17 protein-coding genes and 1 pseudogene are annotated in these 22,325 nt (G+C 64.8%); 2 read left to right on the top strand and 16 right to left on the bottom strand.

Going from position 1 to position 22,325, the window contains the following annotated elements; genetic code table 11:
- Nucleotides 1–15: 15 nt before the first annotated feature.
- The 11 genes and pseudogenes from QZM35_RS11890 to QZM35_RS11940 form a co-directional block, all read right to left on the bottom strand.
- Entirely contained in the window at nucleotides 16–732 is a 717-nt protein-coding gene (locus QZM35_RS11890) for a molecular chaperone (RefSeq protein WP_256976595.1), read from the bottom strand.
- An 88-nt stretch (nucleotides 733–820) separates the two neighbouring features.
- The gene (locus QZM35_RS11895; RefSeq protein WP_301775959.1) at nucleotides 821–3,535 is read right to left on the bottom strand and encodes a fimbria/pilus outer membrane usher protein; all 2,715 of its coding nucleotides are present in this window, start codon (nucleotides 3,533–3,535) and stop codon (nucleotides 821–823) included.
- A gap of 88 nt (nucleotides 3,536–3,623) precedes the next feature.
- The gene (locus QZM35_RS11900; protein WP_301775960.1) at nucleotides 3,624–3,917 is read right to left on the bottom strand and encodes a molecular chaperone; all 294 of its coding nucleotides are present in this window, start codon (nucleotides 3,915–3,917) and stop codon (nucleotides 3,624–3,626) included.
- Complete coding sequence (locus QZM35_RS11905) at nucleotides 3,883–4,344, bottom strand: fimbria/pilus periplasmic chaperone (protein WP_301775961.1); 462 nt, start codon at nucleotides 4,342–4,344, stop codon at nucleotides 3,883–3,885. Before QZM35_RS11905 ends, QZM35_RS11900 begins: the two co-directional genes overlap by 35 nt.
- A gap of 60 nt (nucleotides 4,345–4,404) precedes the next feature.
- Nucleotides 4,405–5,079 (bottom strand): fimbrial protein, encoded by a 675-nt coding sequence (locus tag QZM35_RS11910; protein WP_301775962.1) that lies wholly within the window; start codon nucleotides 5,077–5,079, stop codon nucleotides 4,405–4,407.
- Nucleotides 5,080–5,671: 592 nt separating this feature from the next.
- A pseudogene (locus QZM35_RS11915) lies at nucleotides 5,672–5,941 on the bottom strand (alpha/beta fold hydrolase); the annotation flags it as partial.
- Nucleotides 5,942–6,212: 271 nt separating this feature from the next.
- The gene (locus QZM35_RS11920; protein WP_301775963.1) at nucleotides 6,213–7,739 is read right to left on the bottom strand and encodes an agmatine/peptidylarginine deiminase; all 1,527 of its coding nucleotides are present in this window, start codon (nucleotides 7,737–7,739) and stop codon (nucleotides 6,213–6,215) included.
- A gap of 150 nt (nucleotides 7,740–7,889) precedes the next feature.
- A complete protein-coding gene (locus QZM35_RS11925) occupies nucleotides 7,890–9,002 on the bottom strand; it encodes an agmatine/peptidylarginine deiminase (protein ID WP_301775964.1) in 1,113 nt (370 codons plus the stop codon).
- A 76-nt stretch (nucleotides 9,003–9,078) separates the two neighbouring features.
- Nucleotides 9,079–10,191 (bottom strand): polyamine ABC transporter substrate-binding protein, encoded by a 1,113-nt coding sequence (locus tag QZM35_RS11930; protein ID WP_301775965.1) that lies wholly within the window; start codon nucleotides 10,189–10,191, stop codon nucleotides 9,079–9,081.
- Between the two features lie 10 nt (nucleotides 10,192–10,201).
- The gene (gene aguB, locus QZM35_RS11935) at nucleotides 10,202–11,116 is read right to left on the bottom strand and encodes an N-carbamoylputrescine amidase (RefSeq protein ID WP_089431036.1); all 915 of its coding nucleotides are present in this window, start codon (nucleotides 11,114–11,116) and stop codon (nucleotides 10,202–10,204) included.
- 46 nt (nucleotides 11,117–11,162) lie between these two features.
- Nucleotides 11,163–12,200: an agmatine/peptidylarginine deiminase gene (locus QZM35_RS11940; protein WP_301775966.1), complete on the bottom strand. Its 1,038-nt coding sequence runs from the start codon at nucleotides 12,198–12,200 to the stop codon at nucleotides 11,163–11,165.
- Between the two features lie 101 nt (nucleotides 12,201–12,301).
- On the opposite strand from QZM35_RS11940, the gene QZM35_RS11945 reads away from it, so the two are divergent.
- Nucleotides 12,302–13,231 (top strand): LysR family transcriptional regulator, encoded by a 930-nt coding sequence (locus QZM35_RS11945; protein ID WP_301775967.1) that lies wholly within the window; start codon nucleotides 12,302–12,304, stop codon nucleotides 13,229–13,231.
- Nucleotides 13,232–13,316: 85 nt separating this feature from the next.
- Here QZM35_RS11945 and QZM35_RS11950 read toward each other — a convergent pair whose 3' ends face one another.
- The 4 genes from QZM35_RS11950 to QZM35_RS11965 form a co-directional block, all read right to left on the bottom strand.
- Nucleotides 13,317–14,621 carry an MFS family transporter gene (locus QZM35_RS11950; RefSeq protein ID WP_089425357.1) on the bottom strand — a complete coding sequence of 435 codons (1,305 nt, stop codon included), beginning with the start codon at nucleotides 14,619–14,621 and terminating at the stop codon, nucleotides 13,317–13,319.
- A gap of 233 nt (nucleotides 14,622–14,854) precedes the next feature.
- Nucleotides 14,855–16,534 carry a SpoVR family protein gene (locus tag QZM35_RS11955; RefSeq protein WP_089425356.1) on the bottom strand — a complete coding sequence of 560 codons (1,680 nt, stop codon included), beginning with the start codon at nucleotides 16,532–16,534 and terminating at the stop codon, nucleotides 14,855–14,857.
- Entirely contained in the window at nucleotides 16,531–17,799 is a 1,269-nt protein-coding gene (locus tag QZM35_RS11960) for a YeaH/YhbH family protein (RefSeq protein ID WP_039358726.1), read from the bottom strand. The genes QZM35_RS11955 and QZM35_RS11960 overlap by 4 nt, the downstream gene beginning before the upstream one ends.
- Nucleotides 17,800–17,924: 125 nt before the next feature.
- A complete protein-coding gene (locus tag QZM35_RS11965; protein ID WP_011351905.1) occupies nucleotides 17,925–19,847 on the bottom strand; it encodes a PrkA family serine protein kinase in 1,923 nt (640 codons plus the stop codon).
- Between the two features lie 376 nt (nucleotides 19,848–20,223).
- Here QZM35_RS11965 and QZM35_RS11970 point away from each other — a divergent pair, with 376 nt between their 5' ends.
- On the top strand, nucleotides 20,224–20,382 hold the full coding sequence (locus tag QZM35_RS11970; RefSeq protein WP_174974573.1) for a hypothetical protein: 159 nt from the start codon (nucleotides 20,224–20,226) through the stop codon (nucleotides 20,380–20,382).
- Between the two features lie 18 nt (nucleotides 20,383–20,400).
- Here QZM35_RS11970 and QZM35_RS11975 read toward each other — a convergent pair whose 3' ends face one another.
- The gene (locus QZM35_RS11975; RefSeq protein ID WP_301775968.1) at nucleotides 20,401–22,167 is read right to left on the bottom strand and encodes a methyl-accepting chemotaxis protein; all 1,767 of its coding nucleotides are present in this window, start codon (nucleotides 22,165–22,167) and stop codon (nucleotides 20,401–20,403) included.
- Nucleotides 22,168–22,325: the final 158 nt, after the last annotated feature.

The raw sequence follows: 22,325 nt of genomic DNA on the forward strand, positions 1-22,325 counted from the left end.
CTGACGGTCCGTCGGTCACGGCGGCGCGAACCGCGCCCGGTATTCGTTCGATGTGCCGCTATCGTCGACGGCGTCGAACACGATCTCGGCGTCCCCTTTCCCGTCGAGCTGCGTGCCGGCCGGAATCTCGGCCCGACCGAACGGCGCGACGTCCACCGCGCGGCTCGCCGACAAGACGGGTTCGCCGTTCAGCAGCACGCGCGTCAGCGTCACGTAGTACGGTGTGGGATTGGTGGCGACGATCGTGGCAGCAGCCTGCCGGTTCGCGCGCGTCCAAGTCAGTGCATTTGGCGCACGATCCGGATCGCCGGCCAGGCCGGGTGGTCGATACAGGAGCTTCATGCGCAGCCGGTAAGCGATGCGCAGGGTGTTGTCGTGCGTCGGCACGGCCGGCGGCACTTCGAGCACATTGATCCAGAAACAGGATTCCCGGTCAGTCGGCAAATCGCCGCCGATGGACTGCACGCGAATCGCCAGCGGCCGAGCCGGATCGAGTCGCACGAGCGGCGGCGTCACGACGAACGGCACGCGCAGGCGGTCGGGATCGGCATTCGCGTCGCCCACGTCGAGCCACGCCTGAACCAGGATCGGCTCAGCGCCACCGTTGCGCGCGAGGATCGTCAGCGCACGCGCATCGCCGGGATAGACGAAGCGGGTGCCGACCACGGACAGCGCCGCGTGGCCGGTGACTGCGCCGACGCTCGCCGCGCAAGCCACCACCGCCGCGCGCACGATCCTCCCGGCGCGGGTCGCGGCGAGGGCTCGGCACGACGATCGGATAACCACCGGTGCGGGAAGGAAATCGTGACCGTGCATCGAACTATTGCCCCTCGCCACGGCCTGGAGCGAGCGGCGCCGTCACGGGGATCGCACGGCAGACGCGCGTCAGCGTCACGTAGCCGCGCGCGGTCCGCTCCTGCGGCGACACCGAGTAGTCGATCACGCACTGCTGATCAGCACGCGTGCCCCATTCGACGCGAATTTGCCCGTCGTCGTCGGCGCTGCGCGCCAGCAGGAGACTGCCCTGCCCGACCGCGCCCAGCATGGCGCCGGTGCGGGCATCGAGCGCACGCGCCGCGAACGGCAACGGCCGGCCGTCCTCGGTCTGCGCGTCGATCAGCAGCGCGCGCGCCTTCAGCGTGTCGTACGACAGCATGACGACCGATCCCGAGCGCGGCGCGACGCTGCGCGATGTCGTCTTGAGTTCGACATCGTCCGGAATATCCTTCGGATCGAGGTCGACCTGGTTGAGCTGATACGGTGTGAGGCTCGGCACGATCGCGTAGCCGAACCGGTTGACGCGTGCGTTCGTGTTCGCCACCAGGGCGCCGCGCGCGTGCGGCGCGTGCACGACGCCGATCGTCTCGCTCAGGGTTGGCGCGAGCGTCAGGCCGCCCGGGTGCAGCACCACGGCGCCCGCCGCGTTCGCCGACGCCTGCTGATAGTCGCGCCCGAGGCCGATGTTCGCCGACACCGACGCAACCGGCAGTTGGTAGCCCACGCCGAAACTGCCCGACGACGCGCGGTTGTTGCCGTCGTAGCTCGACGACAGCGAGTACGATCCATCGCTGCGCTCGCCGAAACGCCCGGCCAGGCTCGCCGTGGCGCTCGTGCCGTTGCTGCTGTCACGCGTCATCAGCGTGCTGAAGATCGGCGCGCGCCGCGAGTCGCGTCCGAGCGGAATCGAAACGTTCACGCTGACGAGCGTGCTGCCCGCCCCGCCGCCGGACGACGCGTAACGGGTGGACAGGTTGCGCACGCGCTGCACCGACGCCGTCACGGTCGCATCGCGCCATTGCGTGCTGTAGCCGAGCGTGAAGCTGAGCGATTGCCCGCCTCCCGCCCAGTAGCTGAGCGCCGATCCGTTCGCGTAGACGCTGCCCGATCGCCCGATCTGCTGACTCACGTTGAGATCGACCCGATTGCGCAGCCGCGCGAATGCCTCGGCGCCCACGCGCTGATCGCTCCGGCCGTTCAGTACTAACGCATCGCGCAGGCCGAGATAGCCCTTGGTCGAGTAGCGATACGCGAGCAGCGAAAAGTTCGTGCCGCTATTCGGCAGGTTCTTGCTGTAAGACACGCGAATACTCGAACCGCTCAGGCGCTCGCTGCCTGGCGGCTGGGTTCGCGCGATCGTGACGTCCGCGGCGAAGCCGCCGATCGGCGTATTGAGCCCGACGCCCATCAGTACCGACTGGTAGCGGTTTGCAAACGCGGCGCCGCCATAGGCCGTCAGTGCATTGTTGACGCCGCGTTGCACCGTGAACTGGCCGACGTACTGCGTGCCGATGTCGCCGCCGAGCTCGATCGCCCGGCCCGCCATCACGCTGAACCGTGTGCGGCCGGGACGCAGCAGCTGGACCGTCGTCGCGAACGGCACCACGAAGCTGCGTGTCTCGCCGTTGGCCTCGGTCACTGTCACGTTCAGATCGCCGCCGTAGCTCATCGCCTGCAGGTTGTCGATCGCGAACGGCCCCGGCGCGACCGTCGTCTCGTGAACGAGATAGCCGCGTTGATGGATCGTCACCTTGGCATTCGACTGTGCGACGCCACGCACGACCGGCGCGTAGTAGCGCTGCTCGTCGGGAAGCATCCGGTCGTCACTGTCGATCTGTACACCGCGGAACGACACGGCGTCGAACAGCGCGCCGCTGGTCGAACTTTCACCGGCCAGCAGTTGCGCGTGCCAGTCGGGCAAATCGGTTTGCGCGTAGATGTAGCCGCGCTGATAACGGGCACCCCCGCGCTGCGACCACGTGAGGTTGCCGTTGTGGCGAATCCGGAACCGCCCGGCGCTGGCCGCCATCGAGAGCCCCGTGTAGAGCTGCGAGGATTCGTAGCCGCCCGAACGCGTCGAAAATACACTGGCGTTGTAGCTCAGCAGCGCGGCCGGCACACCGTTCGTCCAGTTCGCCGGATCGACGTAGCTACTTTGACTGGCGACGCGCATGTAGAACTGCGGCACCGTCAGATACAGCTTCTGCTCCGCCGCGTCGAACGACAATGCGGCCCCCGGTACGTAGCGGGAAGGTGTGTCGCAGATCAACCCGTCGGGCAGCGGATTCGGCGGCTGGCTGCCGTCCTGGCCCCGTGCGCTCCGCTCGAGGTCGACACCGGCGCGCTGCAACAACAGCCGGTCGTAGCAAGGCTGCACGTCATCGCGCGCATCGTGGCGGAACGTGATCTCTTCCACGCCGCGCCACTGCCCGTTGACGATCAGGTCTGCACGATGCTGCCCCGGCACGACGGCGTTCGGACGTTCGAACGGCGTCGTATCGATCGGCCCGCTGTCGGGGCCGTGCATCAGCATCGAATCGTCGAAATGCGTCTTGCCGGTTGCCGGCGATGCGCCGGTGGTCTCGCGGCGCGCGTCGTCCCGCACGACCGTGTCGACGGTATCCGCGACGGCATTCGCCCCCGACGCCATCGCGACCGACGCAAATACCGAAGCGACTGCCAGCAGGCACGGCCGCTTCGGCAGCCGCGGGGCGAGGTCCGGCGCGCATGAATAATAAAAACCTGCTGAACTGCGCATGTGGATACATTAATTTCGCATACCGAATCGATAATGCGGATCGGTATGCCGGGTCGTGCCTGCTGGATGCGTTGCGTGAAAAAACTGCTCAGTCGGTCAGTTTCTTTGTTATCGTGCTGCGGCCGCCGTAGTCGTCGATGGTCATGTAGCGCACGGTCGTCGGGCGTTGCGACGGCATGACGCCCGGCAACGGAAAGCGCTGGGCACCGAACGGCTCGACCATCCCGCCACCGGCCTCGACGAAAGCGCCGCCAACCTCGCCCTCGACCTTGCCGAACGACACGTAATACGGCGTCGGATTGGACACCTCGAGCGCGACCGGGTGCCTGCCCGCATGCGCCGCACCGTCAGCCACCTTCCAGACCAGCTTGTTCTCCGCCATCCCGACGTCGTTCGCCAGCGCCGAGGCGCCGGTAGAACAATTTGATACGGGTTCGGAAGGCAAAGCGCAGTTGGTTGTCCGCGTCTTGCTGCACCGTCGGCACCTCGAGCACATTCAGCCAGAACACCGATTCGCGATCGGTGGGCAGCGACGCCTGCATGTTCGTGATGCGCAATACGGCGCCCCGCCCGGCTTCGACGCGCACCAGTGTCGGCGCAACGACGAACGGCGTGCGCATCTTCTCGGGCGGAACGTCGACGCGACCATCGTCGATCCAGCTCTGCGCGAGCACCGGTTCCGTACCGGAATTTTCCATCCGGACCGTCACGTCGCGAGCCCGCTCGGGAAAGATCACGCGGGTACCGTTCAGCAGTAGAGCCGCCTGCGCCAGCGTGGCGCAGGCAGCCCACGCCACGACACCGGCCACGACTCTTGGATAAGGAATCCGAATTGACAATGTCATGACGTGTAATGGGAACGAGACCGATCAGTGATAAGCGAGTATGTACCGGATGAACGAGTTACCGGAACCGGTCTTGATGCCAGCCGGCAAGGCCGTCGACACGTATGCCGCCTTGTAGGTCAGGGTCGCGGTGTTGTTCGCGACGGTCGCGATCTGCGGGTCGGTCTGCGGCGTGCCGAGCATGATCTTGCCGTTCTTGGTGTTACCCGCGTCCTTGATCTGGATTTCGATCCCCTCCGCCGGCTTGGTGCCGATGAGCTTCAGGTTGCCGGTCGACGGGTTGATGTTGACCGACACCGGATCGAATTCCATCACGACCTTCGTGCCGTTGGTACAGCCCGTATTGCCGCCGATCTTGACACTGAACTCGACGTCATTCGACGTCTTGCCGATCACGTCGAACATGGCCGGGTTGATGCGATCGCCAAGTTGTACCTCTTGCCGATTGCTGGAGCCAGGTGCCTGGCCGTTGACGTTGCAGGTCACGTCGGAGATGCTGCCGTAGAAGGCCAGCTCGCCGTCGAACGCGTGGGCAAGCGACGGTACCAGCGCAGCGCTGGCGATGCCTGCTGCAACGCAACCCCGAAGCAAGTTCATTTTCATCTTTGGAATTCCTCTCAAATGAATGATTTTTCGAAAACAGTCCGATCGACTCAGGAATTTCCGGAGGAGCTCAAATTCCCGAAATAAAGATCGCATCGCGCCCTCTCGAATAAATGAATTTTTATCCCGAAAAACGACGACATCGCAATTCTATTGGCCCGTAAATTTTTCTCAAATAGTACGAGTAAGAAATATGAACTCCTTTTATCCTCCCCTCGGGTGACGACGATCGCGACCGGCAGGCCTGGTTCATCGAACTTGAGCTGCAAGCAGGATGCACGTACCACTGGCGATTCGGTATCGCGCATCGTACAGACTCCTGGAAATTAACAATTGATTGGATTATTTCTAATCCAAATGGCCATGTGAACCAGATAATATTGACAACCCGCCATTTATCAGCGTTAAAAATAAGAAAAGTCCGATCCCCGCTTTCGAACATGAGTGGGCCGCGCAAGATCGCGCATCGACATGTTGCTCGGGTTTTCGAATTCGACTTCTCGTCACGGCGTCGCATTTCACCGAGAACGCGGGAAGTCAAATCGCACACGAACCGGCTGCATGCGACGCCGCTTGCGGACAGGAAACTGTTGGCGTATGGAAGGGGTGAAGACCCGTCGCTTCGCGACGAGATGCGCGTTGCCGCACAGGCCCGGAGCGCGGCACCGCGCCGTGTCCTGCCGCTACATCACCCGACGAGCGCGGTCGCCGCCTCGTCGATCAATGCTGCGACCGCCACCGGCTTCGACACGAGCGACGCATGGCTTGCATCGAGCGTGATGACCTTGCGCGCGTCCATCCGCGCCGACATCCGCTGCTGGTTCTCCGGCGCGATCATCCGGTCTTCGCTCGAGATCTGGTACCACGACGGTTTCACGCGCCAGGCCGGCGCGTGAATGGTGTCCGCGAAGGTGCTCGCCCCCGGCGCCTTCTGCGTGACGGCCGTCACGAGCGCTTCTCTTCTTGACATGGCATGTCATCAAACCGTCACCGGCCCGGCCGATCAGGACCGTCGCGCGGACATGCAGCAGCCAGCACAGGCGAGCCGACGGGCGCGACCAATTCCGCCGAGACCGGCGTGAGACGCAGCGCACCAAAAAAGACGCCCGCTGCAAGCAGCGGGCGCGAATCCCAGTCAAGGAGGTGTCACACGAACTACAGGCCCAGATTAAGGAATTCGCCCGTCCTGGACAACGAATCGATTTCAATATCGATATGACGGGATTCGCTCACGCCGGCACCTCCCGCGTCGAGCAGTGGATGCCGCCGCCGCCCGACGCGATGCCGAGGATGTCGACCTGCACGATCGACCGGTTCCCCGCATACGGCCGGATCGCGGCAACTGCAGCCGCATCTGCCGCCGCGTCGTTGAACTTCGGCATGACGATCGCACCGTTGCAGGCGTAGAAATTGATATAGCCGGCCGCGAAATTCGTCATCTGCCGGTCGGTCAGGCTGGTGCCGGCCGACGTGCCGAAATTGACCGGCGGCACCAGCTCGACGATCTGCAGCGGCCGGCCGTTCGCATCGGTCTGGCCGGCGAGCCGTTGCCGGTTCGCGTCCGTCAATGCGCGCTCGCCGGTCGAATTCGACGCGTCGTAACAGCACGCGACCACGCCGGGCGCGAGAAAGCGCGCGTAGAAGTCGACGTGCCCGTTCGTGATGTCGGTCTCGCCGGCCGGGGTCGCCGCGCCGCCGGCGCCGCCCGCGCCGCTGCCGCGCGGATAGGTCGCCGTACCGGGCAGCCAGATGATCTTCCGCACGCCGAGCGTGCGCTGCAGTTCGGCGAGCACCGTGTCTTTCGCCGTCGGCAGCAGCGTCGCATTCGCGATCACGCCGTTCGGGATGTCGAACAGCTGCGGATTCCGGTTCACGTGCAGCACGGACGATTCGGTGAGGATCGCCGTCGCGTCGCCGTCGAATTCGATCGCGCCGCCTTCGAGCGTCAGCGTGCTGCGGATCAGGTTTGCGCCTTTCCGCTGCGCCATCCAGTCCGCCATCGCGTTGTCGCGGCTGAACGGCTGGAAGAACTTGCCCGCCTTCGACCGGTTGCTCGCGGCCGCGACTTCCGGCGGGACCGTCGCGCCCGGGCTCATGCCGGCGCCGTCGGTATTCGCGTTGCCCCAGCCGTTGAAATTGAAGCCGACCGCATTCAGCGCATCGCCGTTCGTCGTATCCCTGACGAACAGGCACCCCGTGTCGCGCACCCAGAAATCGTTGAAGCCGTCGGCGAGCGGCACGAGGTTGATCCCGCCGGCTCCCGCGGCGCGTGCCGCATAGCGCGCGTGCAGGTCGGGGTTCGCGACGCTCGCGGTCGCGAGCAGCGCGCGGGCCGTGTCGAGATCGGCCGGCAGCACCAGCATGTCGACCGGTTCGGTCGCGCCGATCGCTTTCGCGACGTCCATCAAGTCGGCCCGCACGCGGTCGATGCCGGCATCCGTGCTTTGCGGCGTGACGGGCCTCCAGATGCCATCCGCGCCGGACGCGAAAGCCATGTAGGTCGACGCGTGCGGCGCATCTTCGGCCGGCAGCCTGTACTTGACCTGCCGCGTCGACGGCGTCGTGCCAGATGTCGTGCCTGGCGACGTGGAAGCCGCGCCGGATGCACCATCGCCACCGCCACCGCAAGCGGTCAGGCTGCCCAGCAGCGGCACGCCGAGAAAGGCGGCCGAATATCGGATGAAGCCGCGCCGGCCGTTATCGGGTGTGCGCTGCATGCGCTTGCCGGTGCTCGCATGGGTACGTCGTTTCGTCATGTTTCAACTCCTTTGTGCGGTCGGCGCGCACGCGTGCACGCCGGCTTCCGTCTCGCAAGACGGACTCCGCATTGTTTTCAGTAGTCCGGAATGAACTGCTGCCTGCTACGGTCGTACGGGCCGGTCACACATGCCGGCCCGCGGCCGTGCTCAGGCCGGCTGCTGTTGCGTCGTGCAGTGGATGCCGCCGCCGCCCGCGGCGATGCCGTCGATGTTCAGCTGGATGATCTCGCGCCCCGGAAACAGGTCGACGAGCGTGTCGCGCGTATTGCGGTCGGCGCGGCTGTCGCCGAACGCCGGCGCGATCACCGCGCGGTTGCACACGTAGAAGTTGATGTAGCCGGCCGCGAACTCATCGTTCTCGTATTGATGCCGGACGGACTTCGGCCCCGGCAGCACGACGACCTTCAACGGGCGGCCCTTTGCATCGGTGGATTTCCGCAGGATCTCCAGATGCTGCCGCGTCACCGCGTGGTCGTATGAAGACGGATCGGTATCGAGCCCGGCCACCACCACACCCGGGCTCGTGAAGCGCGCATAGAAGTCGGTATGCCCGTCGGTGATGTCCTTGCCCGCGATGCCCGGCAACCAGATGATCTTCTTCAGCCCCAGCAGCCGGCTCAGCTCCGCCTCGCACTGTGCCTGGCTGACGCCCGGATTGCGGTTGCGGTTGAGCACGCAGCTGCGCGTGATGATCGCCGTGCCCTCGCCGTCCACCTCGATGCCGCCGCCTTCGAGCACCAGCCGCGTGTCGAGCAGCCGCGCACCGGCGCGCTCCGCCACGAACGGCGCGACTTCCGCGTCCTGGTCGTGCTCCTGCTTGTTGCCCCAGCCGTTGAAATTGAAGCTCACGCCGCCGAGCTGGCCCGACGCGTTCTTCACGAACACGGGCCCCGTGTCGCGCATCCACAGATCGTCGACCGGGTGCTGGACGAGCTCGACCGATGAACCGCACAGCCGCGATGCGATCGCATAGTCCTGCTCGCGCACCAGCATCTTGAGCGGCTCGTGCGCGGCGATCGCCTTCGCGATCGCGGCCAGGTTCGCGCGCGCAACGGGCAACAGCCGCGCGCCCCAGATGTCCTCGCTCGGGCCGAACGCCATCCAGGTCGCCGTGTGCGGCGCGCCCTCGTCCGGCATGTGCCAGGTTGCGCCCTGCTGCGCGTGCGCGGCGCGGCCGAGCACCCCCCCGAGCGCGCCGGCGGCCAGCGCCGCCCCCGATACGGACAGGCCGCGTTGCAACAGTTGACGTCTCGTTGTCATGGCATTCCTCTTTCGCTTGCCGGTTGCTTCGTTTGCTTCGGTTGTTTCAATCGTTCGGCGGCTTCGTGATGCGCGGTCACGGCCGCGCCGTCTTGAAACCGAGCCAGGTCCGGCCTTCCACACGCATCGCGGCCGGCGATTCGGCGATCGGCGTGAACAGCGTGCGCCGCGTCGCCTCGTCCGGATAAATGCCGGGATCGCGTACCAGCGCCGGGTCCATCAGCTTCAGCGCGCCCTGGTTCGCATTCGCGTAGCGCGTCGAATTCGAGATCCTCGCGATCACGTCCGGACGCAGGATGTAGTTGATGAACGCATGCGCGTTGTCCGGATGCTTCGCGGAGGCCGGGATGACCATCGCGTCGAACCACATCAGGGTGCCGATCCGCGGAATGTCGTACACGACGTCGCGTTTCGGATCGCGCGCCTTCGCCTTCTGCGCGACCAGGTTGATCGCGCCGGAGAAGCCGACCGTCACGCACAGCTCGCCGTCGATCAACTCGTTGGCATCGGACGAATTGACGAACTCGCGGATGAACGGCCGGATCTTCATCAGCATCGCCTGCGCGGCCGCATAGTCCTGCGCGGACGGGTGCATCGGATCGCGGCCGACATAGCGCAGCGCCAGCGGCAGCACGGTGCTCGCGGAATCCTGCAGGCCCAGCCCGCACTTCGCGGCGACGCGCGCCGCGATCTCCGGCTTGAACAGCAGGTCGAGGCTGTCGGCCGGCATGTCCTTGCCGAGGATCGCGCGCACCCTGGCGCGGTCGTAGCCGACGCCCACGGTGCCCCACATGTACGGCACGCCATACTGGTTGCCCGGATCGGATTGCGCCATCTGCTTCAGCAGCGACGGATCGAGATACTTCAGGTTCGGCAGCCGGTTCTTGTCGAGCTTGCGAAACACGCCGGCCTGGATCTGCTTGGCCATGAAGTCGTTGGTCGGCCACACGAGGTCGTAGCCGCTGTTGCCGGTCAGCAGCTTCGACTGCAGCGTCTCGTCGCTGTCGTACGCGTCGTAGCGCACCTTGATGCCGGTTTCCTTCTCGAAGCCGGCCAGCGTATCCGGCGCGAAGTAATTGCTCCAGTTGTACAGGTTCAGCACCTTCTCTTCGTCGGCGCGGGCCGTGCCGGCCAGCACGCACAGCGCGAGGCCCGGCACCACGAAGCGCAACCCTCCTTTCCGTTTCATCGGGCCTCCCTCATCGATAACACGACGACACGCCGTCGCTGGTCAGCAACGTGCGGTACATCTCCGGGCGGCGATCGCGGAAAAAGCCCCACGATTGCCGGTCGGCGCGAATCGCGTCGAGATCGAACGTGTGTACGAGCACGGCTTCATCGGTGCGGTTCGCCTCGGCCCGCTTCTCGCCGGTGTGATCCGCGATGAAACTCGACCCGTAGAACACGCCCGTGAGCCCCTGCTGCGCCGGATTGCCGTTGCCGAAGCCGACTTCGCGGCCGATCCGGTTCGCGGCCACGACCGGCACCATGTTGGCGGCCGCGTGGCCCTGCATCGTGCGCTGCCAGTGGCCGGACGAATCGAACGCACTGCTGAACGGCTCCGAGCCGATGATGGTCGGAAAGCACAGGATCTCGGCGCCCATCAGCGCGAGGCTACGCGCCGTCTCCGGATACCACTGGTCCCAGCAGATGCCGATGCCGATCCGGCCGAAGCGCGTGTCCCACACCTTGAAGCCGGTGTCGCCCGGCGTGAAATAGAACTTCTCCGTATAGCCCGGCCCGTCCGGGATATGCGTCTTGCGATAGACGCCGAGCACGCGCCCGTCCGCGTCCGCGACGGCAATCGAGTTGTACGCGGCATTGCCCGCACGCTCGAAGAAGCCGATCGGCAGCACGACGCCGAGCTCGCCGGCCAGCGCCGCGAAACGGGCGATCTGCGCGTTGCCTTCGAACGGCTGCGCGAGTTCGAGATGACGCACGTTCTGGTCGAGGCAGAAATACGGCATCGCGAACAGCTCCGGGCACAGCACGAGATTCGCGCCCTGTGCGGCGGCCGCGCGGATCAGGCGCTCCGCGGTGGCCATGTTGTCTTCGAGATTCCAGCTGCCCGACGCCATCTGGACGGCGGCGACGGTAATGTGTTTGGACGGCATTGCGATTGCTCCTCGGTCGAACCGGAAACCGCTGACGAAACGTCGCTCAGTTCGCGACGCACGGCTGCTGCTGCGTCGAGCAGTGGATGCTGCCGCCGCCGACCGACAACGTCGGGATCGGCAGCATCTCCACGTTGCGCCCGGGAAACGCGCGACCGAATGCCTCGCGCGCGGCCTGATCCTGCTCGACGCCGAACGCGGACACGATCACCGCGCCGTTCACCAGAATGTAGTTCGCGTAGCAATCGCAGTAGCGCTCGGAGCCGAAGCGTTCGGTGACGATCGGCGACGGCAGGTCGAGCAGCTCGAAGCGACGCCCCGCCGCGTCGGTCGCCAGCTCCAGCGCGCGACGGTTTTCCCGCATCACGTGAAAATAGTCGCCCTGCTCCGGCAGCGCGGTCTGGCACAGCATCCGGCCGGGTGCGATGAACGACGCGATGCCGTCCACGTGCCCGTTCGTCTCCACTTCGTCGGGATTGCCCGGCAGCCAGATGATCTTCTCGACGCCCAGCATGCGGCGCAGCTCAGTTTCGATTTCCGCGCGGCTCAGGTGCGGATTGCGATTCGGATGCAGCAGGCAGCTCTCGGTGGTGACCAGCGTGCCCTGCCCATCGACGTAGAACGCGCCGCCCTCCAGCACCAGGTGCGAATTGAAGATCTCGGCGCCGGCCGCGCGGGCGATGTCCTGCCCGGCCTGCTGGCAGCCGTCGTACGGCTGGTACTTCTCGCCCCAGCAGTTGAAGCGGAACACGGCCGCGCCCAGCCCGCGCTGTTCGCTCACCAGGAAGACCGGCCCGCAGTCGCGCAGCCAGTTGTCCTCGGCCGCGACCGGCAGCACGTCGACGCTCGCGCCGACCATCTCGCGCGCGGCGTCGGCCTGGCTGTGGTGCGCGGTCACCACGCAGCGCTGGTAGCGGGCGATCGTCCGCGCAACCAGCGCGAATTCGCGGCACACCTGCGCGTAGTGGCTCCCCCACAGATCCTCGCGATCGTGGAGAACCGGCCATCCGAGCCACGTGGCATCCATGGATTCCCATTCCGCGGGCATCCGGTAACCGCGCTGGCGAGCATCAAAGCGACCCATCGTTCAGCCTCCGTTGTGATTGATGGCCGATTGTGCGTCAGGTTAAACTTGATGAATATTGATATTTCTTGGCCGAATCAATCAATCTGCCTCATACCTCGATGCAACGCGTTCCTTCCTTGAAACTGCTGACCGGCTTCGAAGCCGCGGCCCGATTGGGTAATTTCTCGCGCGCGGCCGACGAGCTGCACCTGTCGCAATCGGCGATCAGCCATCAGATCCAGCAGCTCGAAGCGCAACTCGGTCAGCCGCTGTTCCGCCGGCGCGGCCGCGGCGTCGAACTGACCATCGCCGGCGAGGTCCTGCAGCGCAGCGTGCAGCGCGCGATGGACACGTTGCGCGGCGGCCTCGACCGCATCGCGACCTACCTGAACCCGGGGCTCGTCGTGCTCGTGTGTCCCGCGCCGTTGCTGCACGGCTGGCTGCAGCCGCGCCTCGAGCAGTTGCAGCACGCGCTGCCCGACCTGTGCCCGCTGCTGTCGACCGACGAAACCGCGCGCTACGTCGACGAGATCGACGTCGACATGACGATCGGCACGCGGCCGATGCTGCAGCCCGGCCTGCTCGATATCCCGTTCATGCGGGACGAATGGGTGACGGTGTGCGCGACGCCGCTGGCGGAACAACTAGAACGCGTGCCGCGCGACGCGCACCCGCAGCACGCGGGCGTCATCTGTCTCGAAGCCAGCCTGACCGACGAGCGTCTCGCGACGGTGTTTCGCGAGCAGCTGTCGGCATTCCGGATGCATGCGATCTACGACGACCAGCGGCTCGTGCTGGACGCCGTGCTGCGCGGCCGCGGCATCGCGTGCCTGCCGCGCCTCGTCGCGCAGGCAGGCATCGACCAGCGCACGCTGACCGTGCTCGCCGATTACCCGCGCCTGCCCGGCACCACGTGGTGGCTGTCGCGCATGGAAGGCCCGTCGCGCTCGCCGATCGTCGAGCGGATGTTCGAATGGCTGGTCGAGCAAGGCAGCCTGTCGAGCGCATCCGATCCGGCGCCCGACCACGCGACGCCTCCGCCCGCGTAATCGCATGCCGCAAAAAAACGTCCCGCCGGATGGCGGGACGTTCGTCATGATGCGAATGCGCTCGATGCGCACACTGCGCAGCCGATCACGGCTCGTGACGCAGATACCCCTCCTTGCTCGGATCGCGCATCCGCCACGACACGAGCAGCGAGATCGCGCACAGCACGGTCACGTACCAGTAGAAGGTTTCCTCGCTGCCGATCGACTTGAACCACAGCGCGACGTACTCGGCGGAACCGCCGAAGATCGCGTTCGCGACCGCATATGACAGGCCGACGCCCATCGCGCGCACTTCCGGCGGGAACATCTCGGCCTTGATCAGCCCGCTGATCGACGTGTAGAAGCTGACGATCGCGAGCGCGACGGTGATCAGCACGAATGCGGCCACCGGGCTCGTCACGTCCTTCAGCGCATGCATCAGCGGCACCGTGCCGATCACCGCGAACGAACCGAACAGGATCATCGACGTGCGGCGGCCGATCTTGTCGGACAGCGCGCCGAACACCGGCTGCATCAGCATGTAGACGAGCAGCGCGACGGTCATCACGTTGCTGGCCGTCTTCGCATGCATGCCGGCCGTGTTCACGAGGTACTTCTGCATGTACGTCGTGAACGTGTAGAAGATCAGCGAGCCGCCGGCCGTGAAGCCGACCACCGTGAAGAACGCGCCCTTGTGCTGCCACACGCCGCGAATCGTGCCCGCGTTTTTCTTGTCGCGCGATGCGGTCGTCGACGTCTCGTCGAGCGACTTGCGCAGGTACAGCGAGATCAGCGCGGCCGCCGCGCCGACCACGAACGGAATGCGCCAGCCCCACGCCTTCAGTTCGTCGGCCGACAGCGTCTGCTGCAGGATCACGAGCACGAGCAGCGCGCACAGCTGGCCGCCGATCAGCGTCACGTACTGGAACGACGCGAAGAAGCCGCGACGGCCCTTCAGCGCCACCTCGCTCATGTAGGTCGCGCTCGTGCCGTATTCGCCGCCCACCGACAGCCCCTGGAACAGCCGCGCGATCAGCAGCAGCGCCGGCGCGAGCGCGCCGATCTGCGCATAGGTCGGCAGCACCGCGATCACGAGCGAGCCGCCGCACATCATCAGCACCGAGATCATCATCGCGTTGCGGCGGCCGTGGCGGTCGGCGATGCGGCCGAACAGCCAGCCGCCGATCGGGCGCATCAGGAAGCCGGCCGCGAACACACCGGCCGTGTTCAGCAGCTGCGTCGTCGTGTTGCCGCTCGGGAAGAATGCCGGCGCGAAGTACAGCGCGCAGAACGAGTAGATGTAGAAGTCGAACCACTCGACGAGGTTGCCCGACGAGGCGCCGACGATGGCGAACACGCGCCGCCGGGTGTCATGCGCGGACAGCGCAGCTTGGTCGGTCTGGACGTCCATGGATTGGTCAGTTCCTTTTAGTGCTTTCTGGGCGAGACGGCTGGGGGCCGCCGCGTGCGATCGTACGTGGCACCGGTTCCGGCGCACGGCGCTATGGAATTTTAGCGAAATGTAAAGTAACGGGCTCTCCGGGTTCGTCCGGATGTAGAAAATTTTTCTCCTGCCACGCGTTCGTCATATGAAAACGCCAGCCGCAAGGCTGGCGTCCGATGCAAACTTTCTGCTGGCGACGTTCAGATCCGCACCTCCGGCGGCACGTAGCGGCACTCGTAGCGCTTGCGCACGGTGCCGGCCTCGTCGACGCTTTCCAGGAACACGTCGAATTGCCAGAGCCGCGCCATGTGCTTGAGCACCTCGTCGCTGTCGTTCGACAGGTGGCGGTTGTCGGTCATGAAGTGGCGCAGCGTGAGACTGCGATCCCCGCGCGTATTCACCGCCCACACCTGGATGTTCGGCTCGCGGTGATGGATGTCGTACTGCCGCGACAGCGCCTGCCTCACGTACTGGTAGCCCGAATCGTCGTGGATCGCCGACACCTCGAGCGAATCGCGCATGTCGTCGTCGAGCACCGAGAAGAGCCGCATGTCGCGGATCAGGCTCGGCGACAGGTACTGCGCGATGAAGCTCTCGTCCTTGAAGTTGCGCATTGCGTAGTGCATCGCCGGCAGCCACGGGGTGCCCGCGATCTCCGGAAACCACTTGTAGTCCTCTTCCGTCGGCGCTTCGCAGATCCGCCGGATGTCGCTCATCATCGAGAAGCCGAGCGCATACGGGTTGATCCCGCTGTAGTACGGCTTCGTGACGGGCGGCTGGTAGACCACGTTACTGTGCGAGTGCAGGAATTCCATCATGAAGCTGTCTTCCAGCTTCCCCTGGTTGTACAGCGTGTTCAGCAGCGTGTAGTGCCAGAACGTCGCCCAGCCTTCGTTCATCACCTGCGTCTGCCGCTGAGGGTAGAAATACTGGCCGATCTTGCGCACGATGCGGATCACTTCCCGCTCCCACGGCTCGAGCAGCGGTGCATTCTTCTCCGCGAAATACAGCAGGTTCTCCTGCGGCTCGGGCGGATAGCGGTCTTCCTGCTCTTCCATCAGCTCGGGCTTCTTGCCCGGCAGCGTGCGCCACAGTTCATTCACCTGCGACTGCAGGTACGCCTCGCGCTCGCGCCGCAGCGCGGCTTCCTTCGACAGCGAAGGCTTCTGCGGCCGCTTGTACCGGTCGACGCCGTAGTTCATCAGCGCATGGCACGAATCGAGCAGTTCCTCGACGCGATCGAGGCCGTAGCGCTCCTCGCATTCCGCGACGTAGTTCTTCGCGTACACGAGATAGTCGATGATCGCGTGCGCGTCGGTCCACAGCCGGAACAGGTAATTGCCCTTGAAGAACGAGTTGTGCCCGTACGCCGCGTGCGCGATGACGAGCGCCTGCATCGTCATCGTGTTCTCTTCCATCAGGTACGCGATGCACGGGTTCGAGTTGATGACGATTTCGTACGCGAGCCCCATCTGGCCGCGACGGTAGCTCTTCTCGGTCGACAGGAAATGCTTGCCGAACGACCAGTGACGGTAGTTGACGGGCATCCCGACCGACGCATACGCGTCCATCATCTGCTCGGCGCTGATCAGTTCGAGCTGGATCGGGTAGATATCGAGCTCGTATTGTTCGGCAACCTGCGAGATGTGCGTGTCGTATTCCTCGAGCAGTTCGAACGTCCAGTCGGACGGGCACGGCAGCGGCTTGCGTTCGGCAACGTTCATACGCGCTTCCTTTCGCCCGGAGCCGGGCAAGTCGGCGGCCGGCGGCGGTGGTTCGGCCTGTCCGCGTTGCTGCGATGCGGCAGGGCCGGCCGTGTCGTCGCCGGAAGGGCGCGGCGCATAGCCGCGCGACTCGTTGTGCAGATGGCGGGTCGTCATGACATTTCCACCTGCTTTTCGAACAATTCGCGAAACACCGGGTAGATGTCGGCAGCCGATTCCACTTTTTTCATCGCGAGGTGCGGCTGAGACAAGGCCAGTTGCGCGTATTCCAGCCACAGGTTCTGCTCTTCCGGCGCGACCTGGATATACGCGAAGTAACGCGTCTTCGTGAGGATATCCTCTTCCAGGATTTTGCGACACTTGGGCGAATCGTCAGTCCAGTTGTCGCCGTCGGACGCCTGCGCGCCGTAGATGTTCCACTCGGTCGGCGAGTAGCGCTCGTTCATCACCTTGCGCATCAGCTCGAGCGCGCTCGACACCACCGTGCCGCCGCTCTCGGTCGAATGGAAGAAGGTGTCCTCGTCGACTTCCTCGGCTCGCGTGTGGTGACGGATGAACACGACCTCGATGCGCTCGTAGTTCCGCTTGAGGAACAGGTAAAGCAGGATGAAGAAGCGCTTCGACAGATCCTTGCGCTGCTCGTCCATCGAGCCCGACACGTCCATCAGGCAGAACATCACGGCCTGGCTCGACGGTTGCGGCTGCTTCACGCGGTTGATGTAGCGCAGGTCGAACGGATCGATGAACGGAATCCGCCAGATGCGCCCCTTCAGGTGATGGATCTCGGCCTCGAGCACCGCGATCTCCGCGCGCCGGTCTTCCGGATCGCTCTTCATCGCCTCGAGCTGCGCCTCGAGTTCGCGCAGCTCGTTGACGAGCGGCGAGCCGAGCGCGATGCGACGCCCGAGCGCGCTGCGCAGCGAACGCACGACGTCGATGTTGTTCGGCGTGCCTTCCGCCGACCAGCCCGCGCGCACGTTCTTCCAGCTCGGCACCGTCAGCAGGTGCGTCTTCACGAGGCGCGGCAGTTCGAGATCGTCGAAGAAGTACTGCATGAACTCGTCGCGCGACAACTCGAACACGAAGTCGTCCTGCCCTTCGCCCTCGTTGCTCGCCTGACTGCCTCCGCCGCCCGAGCCACCCTGCGGACGCGGGATCTTGTCGCCGCGCACGTAGTCCTCGTTGCCGGGGTGCACGTATTCACGACGTCCGCCAGGGGCGTGCCGAAAATTCGGCTCCGCGATGTCCTTGCGCGGAATCGTGATGCTTTGCGTGCTCTGGATATCCTTGATGCTACGGTCGCGCACCGCGTCGGACACGGCACGACGAATGTAGTTCTTGACGCGACGCAGAAAGCGTTCGCGGTTGGCGATACTCTTGTTCTTGCCGGCCAGCCTGCGGTCGATGATTTGATGAAGCACTCCCGGTCTCCCGCTCGAAAGTCGATATGCCGGGACGCTCGCCGCACATGCCGTCTCCCGTCATGCGGGCGGCGTCTCTGAAAACACCCGTACGGCGACGCCGTACGGGCGCGGTACCGCGCGCGTCATGACGACTTGCGCACGCGCAGGTACCAGTCGCAAAGCAGCCTCACCTGCTTCGGCGTATAGCCCTTCGCGACCATCCGGTTCACAAAGTCCTCATGCTTGCGCTGCTCCTCCGCCGAACCCTTGGCGTTGAACGAAATCACCGGCAACAGTTCCTCGGTGTTCGAGAACATCTTCTTCTCGATCACGACGCGCAACTTCTCGTAGCTCGTCCACACGGGGTTCTTGCCGGCATTCGCCGCCCGCGCACGCAACACGAAGTTCACGATCTCGTTGCGGTAATCCTTCGGATTACTGATGCCGGCCGGCTTCTCGATCTTCTCCAGCTCCGCGTTCAGCGCGGCGCGGTCGAAGCTCTCGCCCGTGTCGTGATCGCGGAATTCCTGATCCTGGATCCAGAAGTCCGCATACGTGACGTAGCGGTCGAAGATGTTCTGGCCGTACTCCGAATACGACTCGAGGTACGCCGTCTGGATCTCCTTGCCGATGAATTCTGCGTAGCGCGACGCGAGCACGTCCTTCACGAAGGACAGGTACTTCTGCTCGGTTTCCGGCGGGAACTGCTCGCGTTCGATCTGCTGTTCGAGCACGTACATCAGGTGCACGGGGTTGGCCGCGACCTCGCTCGAATCGAAGTTGAACACGCGCGACAGGATCTTGAACGCAAAGCGTGTCGACACGCCCGTCATCCCTTCGTCCACGCCCGCGTAGTCGCGGTATTCCTGGTACGACTTCGCCTTCGGATCGGTGTCCTTCAGGTTTTCGCCGTCATACACCTGCATCTTCGAGAACAGGCTCGAATTCTCCGGCTCGTGCAGGCGCGACAGCACCGAGAACTGCGACATCATCTTCAGCGTGCCCGGCGCGCAGACGGCTTCGGCCAGCGACGAGTTGCGGATCAGCTTCTCGTAGATCTTGGTCTCTTCCGACACGCGCAGGCAGTACGGCACCTTCACGACGAAGATCCGGTCGAGCAGTGCCTCGTTGTTGCGGTTGTTGCGGAACGCCTTCCACTCCGACTCGTTCGAGTGCGCGAGGATGATCCCATCGAACGGAATCGCGCCGAAGCCCTCGGTGCCCTTGAAGTTGCCTTCCTGCGTGGCGGTGAGCAGCGGGTGCAGCACCTTGATCGGCGCCTTGAACATTTCGACGAACTCGAGCAGCCCCTGGTTCGCCAGGCACAGGCCGCCCGAGTAGCTGTACGCGTCGGCGTCGTCCTGCGCGTACTGTTCGAGCTTGCGGATATCGACCTTGCCGACCAGCGACGAGATGTCCTGATTGTTCTCGTCACCCGGCTCCGTCTTCGCGATGCCGACCTGCCGCAGGATCGACGGATAGCGGCGCACCACGCGGAACTGGCGGATGTCGCCGTTGTATTCGTGCAGCCGCTTGACGGCCCACGGACTCAGGATGTTCTTCAGGTAGCGGCGCGGAATGCCGTACTGTTCCTCGAGGATCGGACCGTCTTCGTCGTAGTCGAACAGCCCGAGCGGCGATTCGTTGACGGGCGAACCCTTCAGCGAATAGAACGGCACGCGCTCCATCAGTTGCTTCAGACGCTCGGCGATCGACGACTTGCCGCCGCCCACCGGGCCAAGCAGATAGAGGATCTGCTTCTTCTCTTCGAGCCCTTGCGCAGCGTGGCGGAAATAGGCGACCACCTGCTCGATCACCTCCTCCATTCCGTAGAACTCACGGAATGCGGGATAGACCTTGATGACCTTGTTCGCAAAGATTCGCGACAGGCGCGGGTCGTTGCGGGTATCGATGTGTTCAGGTTCCCCGATTGCTTCCAGCATGCGTTCACCAGCCGTCGCGTACGCGGATGGATCGTTCTTGCAGAGCGCGAGATACTCCTCCAGCGAGAGCTCTTCCTCTCGCGTTTTTTCGAAGCGGTTCGCGAAGCTGCTGTAAATATCCATGCTACCTCCCTCGCCTGAGTCTGAAGACGTGCCTGCCTTCGTACGACTGCGCAGAAGCAAGCGCGTTCGAATTCATCCTAAACCCTTTCTTATTTTTTTTCACGAACTCTTCGTATGAAGTTCGTCATTCTCGACAACACCGCTTGGACAACACATTTCGTCGTTTTACAATCGACCTCCCGAGCCGCAGAAACTGCATCCGGCGCGTCTCGTCGAACAACGGAACGTCTTGTGTGTTGGACACCGCCGACGTCGTCGCTTCTCCCCTTCATCCCTATACGTTCGAGCGGTCGTTTTCGACGACACGTTGCGCGCGCCGTTACAAATTTTTTTCGCAGCGCCCTTACGGAAATACCCGTACGACGGATGCGGGAACATGACGCACCACCTGCGCACGCATCCTTCGATGCACGTTTCACCCGGCATGCGACGTGGCACGCTCGTCATTCATGCCGGTCGCCTGTCACATTTCTTCCGTCGCGGAAACGACGACGCCCGCATGTCGCGGGCGTCGTTCGTCACCAAATGGGGATAGATGCGCGGCGCGCGCGAATCAGAAGGTTTCCCAATCGTCCGCGTCGGCGGTAGCGGCCGCTTGCGCGGGTGCTGCAGAAGCCGCGACAGGCCGGCGTACCGGCGCCGCTGCGGCGACGCGTTTCGGGGGTGCGTCGCGCTCGTCGCGCGCAGCAGCCTGGACGGGCACCGCCACCGTTGCGGCGGCCGCACGCGGCGCGTGACGCACGGCAACCGGTGCCGCGACACCCGGGCGAGCCTCGTCTTCATTGAGCTGGAAGACCGCTGCCGTTTCACGCAGGCGCCCGGCCTGTTCGTCGAGCGATTGCGCGGCAGCCGCGGCTTCCTCGACGAGCGCCGCATTCTGCTGCGTGACCTCGTCCATCTGCGCGACCGCGCGCGCCACCTGGTCGATCCCGCCGCTCTGCTCCTCGGACGCCGCCGCGATCTCGCCCATGATGTCCGTCACGCGCTGCACCGCACTGATCACGTCGCTCATCGTGCGCCCTGCTTCGTCGACCAGCGTGGAACCCGAGCGAATGCGCTCCACCGATGCGTCGATCAGCACCTTGATCTCCTTGGCCGCGGTCGACGAACGCTGGGCCAGGCTGCGCACCTCGCCCGCGACGACCGCGAAACCGCGGCCTTCCTCGCCCGCCCGCGCCGCTTCGACTGCGGCATTCAGCGCAAGAATGTTGGTCTGGAACGCGATTCCCTCGATGATCGCGATGATGTCCGCGATCTTGGCCGAGCTGTCGTTGATCTCGCTCATCGTGCCGACCACCTGCCCGACCACCGTATTGCCCTTGTTTGCAATCTCCGACGCGTTCGCGGCCAGCGAACTCGCCTGGCGTGCATTGTCCGCGTTCTGCTTCACGGTGCTGGTCAGCTGCTCCATGCTCGACGCGGTTTCCTGCAGCGCCGCGGCCTGTTCCTCGGTGCGCGACGACAGGTCGATGTTACCGGCCGCGATCTGGCGCGCCGCGGTCGCGATCGACTCGCTGCCGCCGCGCACGGTGCGCACCGTGTCGACGAGCCCGCGCTGCATCTTGCCGAGGCCTTCGAGAAGCTGGCCCATCTCGTCACGGCGATCCACGACGATCGGCCGGCGCAGGTCGCCGGCGGCAATCGCGTCGAAATGCGCGAGCGCGTCGGCAATCGGACGGCCGATCGCGCGGCTCAACGTCAGCCACGACACCACCGCGGCGGCAAGGCCGGCCGCCAGCGCGGCGATCGCCAGCACGCGCACCGTGTCGAACGCCGATTCCGCACGGTCGAAGCCGGCTTGCGCATCGGTGAACTGGAAGTTGCGCAGCGCCTCGCTCGCCACCGAGAGGTCGTTGTAGCTCGCCTGGAGCTGCTTCGCGCCTTCGCCGATCCGGTCGGCCTGATTCGCTCCGATCACGCTCGCGAACGCGTCACACGCGTGCTGCAACGCCTGCCGCTTCGCGGCGACGTCCTGTGCGAGCCGGTCTTCCTCCGGGCCGCGCGGCAACGCGAGGTATTTCTGCCACCACGTGTCGGACTGCGCGCGCATCGCGCGGCTTCGTTCCACGGCCGCCGCCGAGTCCGGCGTGCCGGCCAGCAGCGCCCCACGGTCGAGCGCAAGGCGTTCGCGCGCGGCGTAGATCTCGGCCACCGAAACGTCGACCGCGCTGGGCATCTGGTTCGTGAAAACGTCGCGCGTCGTGTCGTTCGCGCGCGTCATGCCGTACACGCCAAGCGCACCGATCACCCCCAGGAGCACCGCCAGAAACGCCATCGTGAAACCGATGCGCGCACGAATCGTCAGGTTTTTGAACACCATCATCCTTCCTGTGTTGCGTCGTGATGGACGGGACGGGCCCGTCGCGTCGAAGCATTGCTTCACTTGGTGCATTTACGACCATGCACCGCACAACTTGATGGTGTTTCCGCTATTTTTTCGAATTATTCGTCTGTTTATTACAAACAGCTAAATGAATA

It is taken from the genome of Burkholderia sp. AU45274 (genome assembly GCF_030482505.1).
Lineage (GTDB): Bacteria > Pseudomonadota > Gammaproteobacteria > Burkholderiales > Burkholderiaceae > Burkholderia.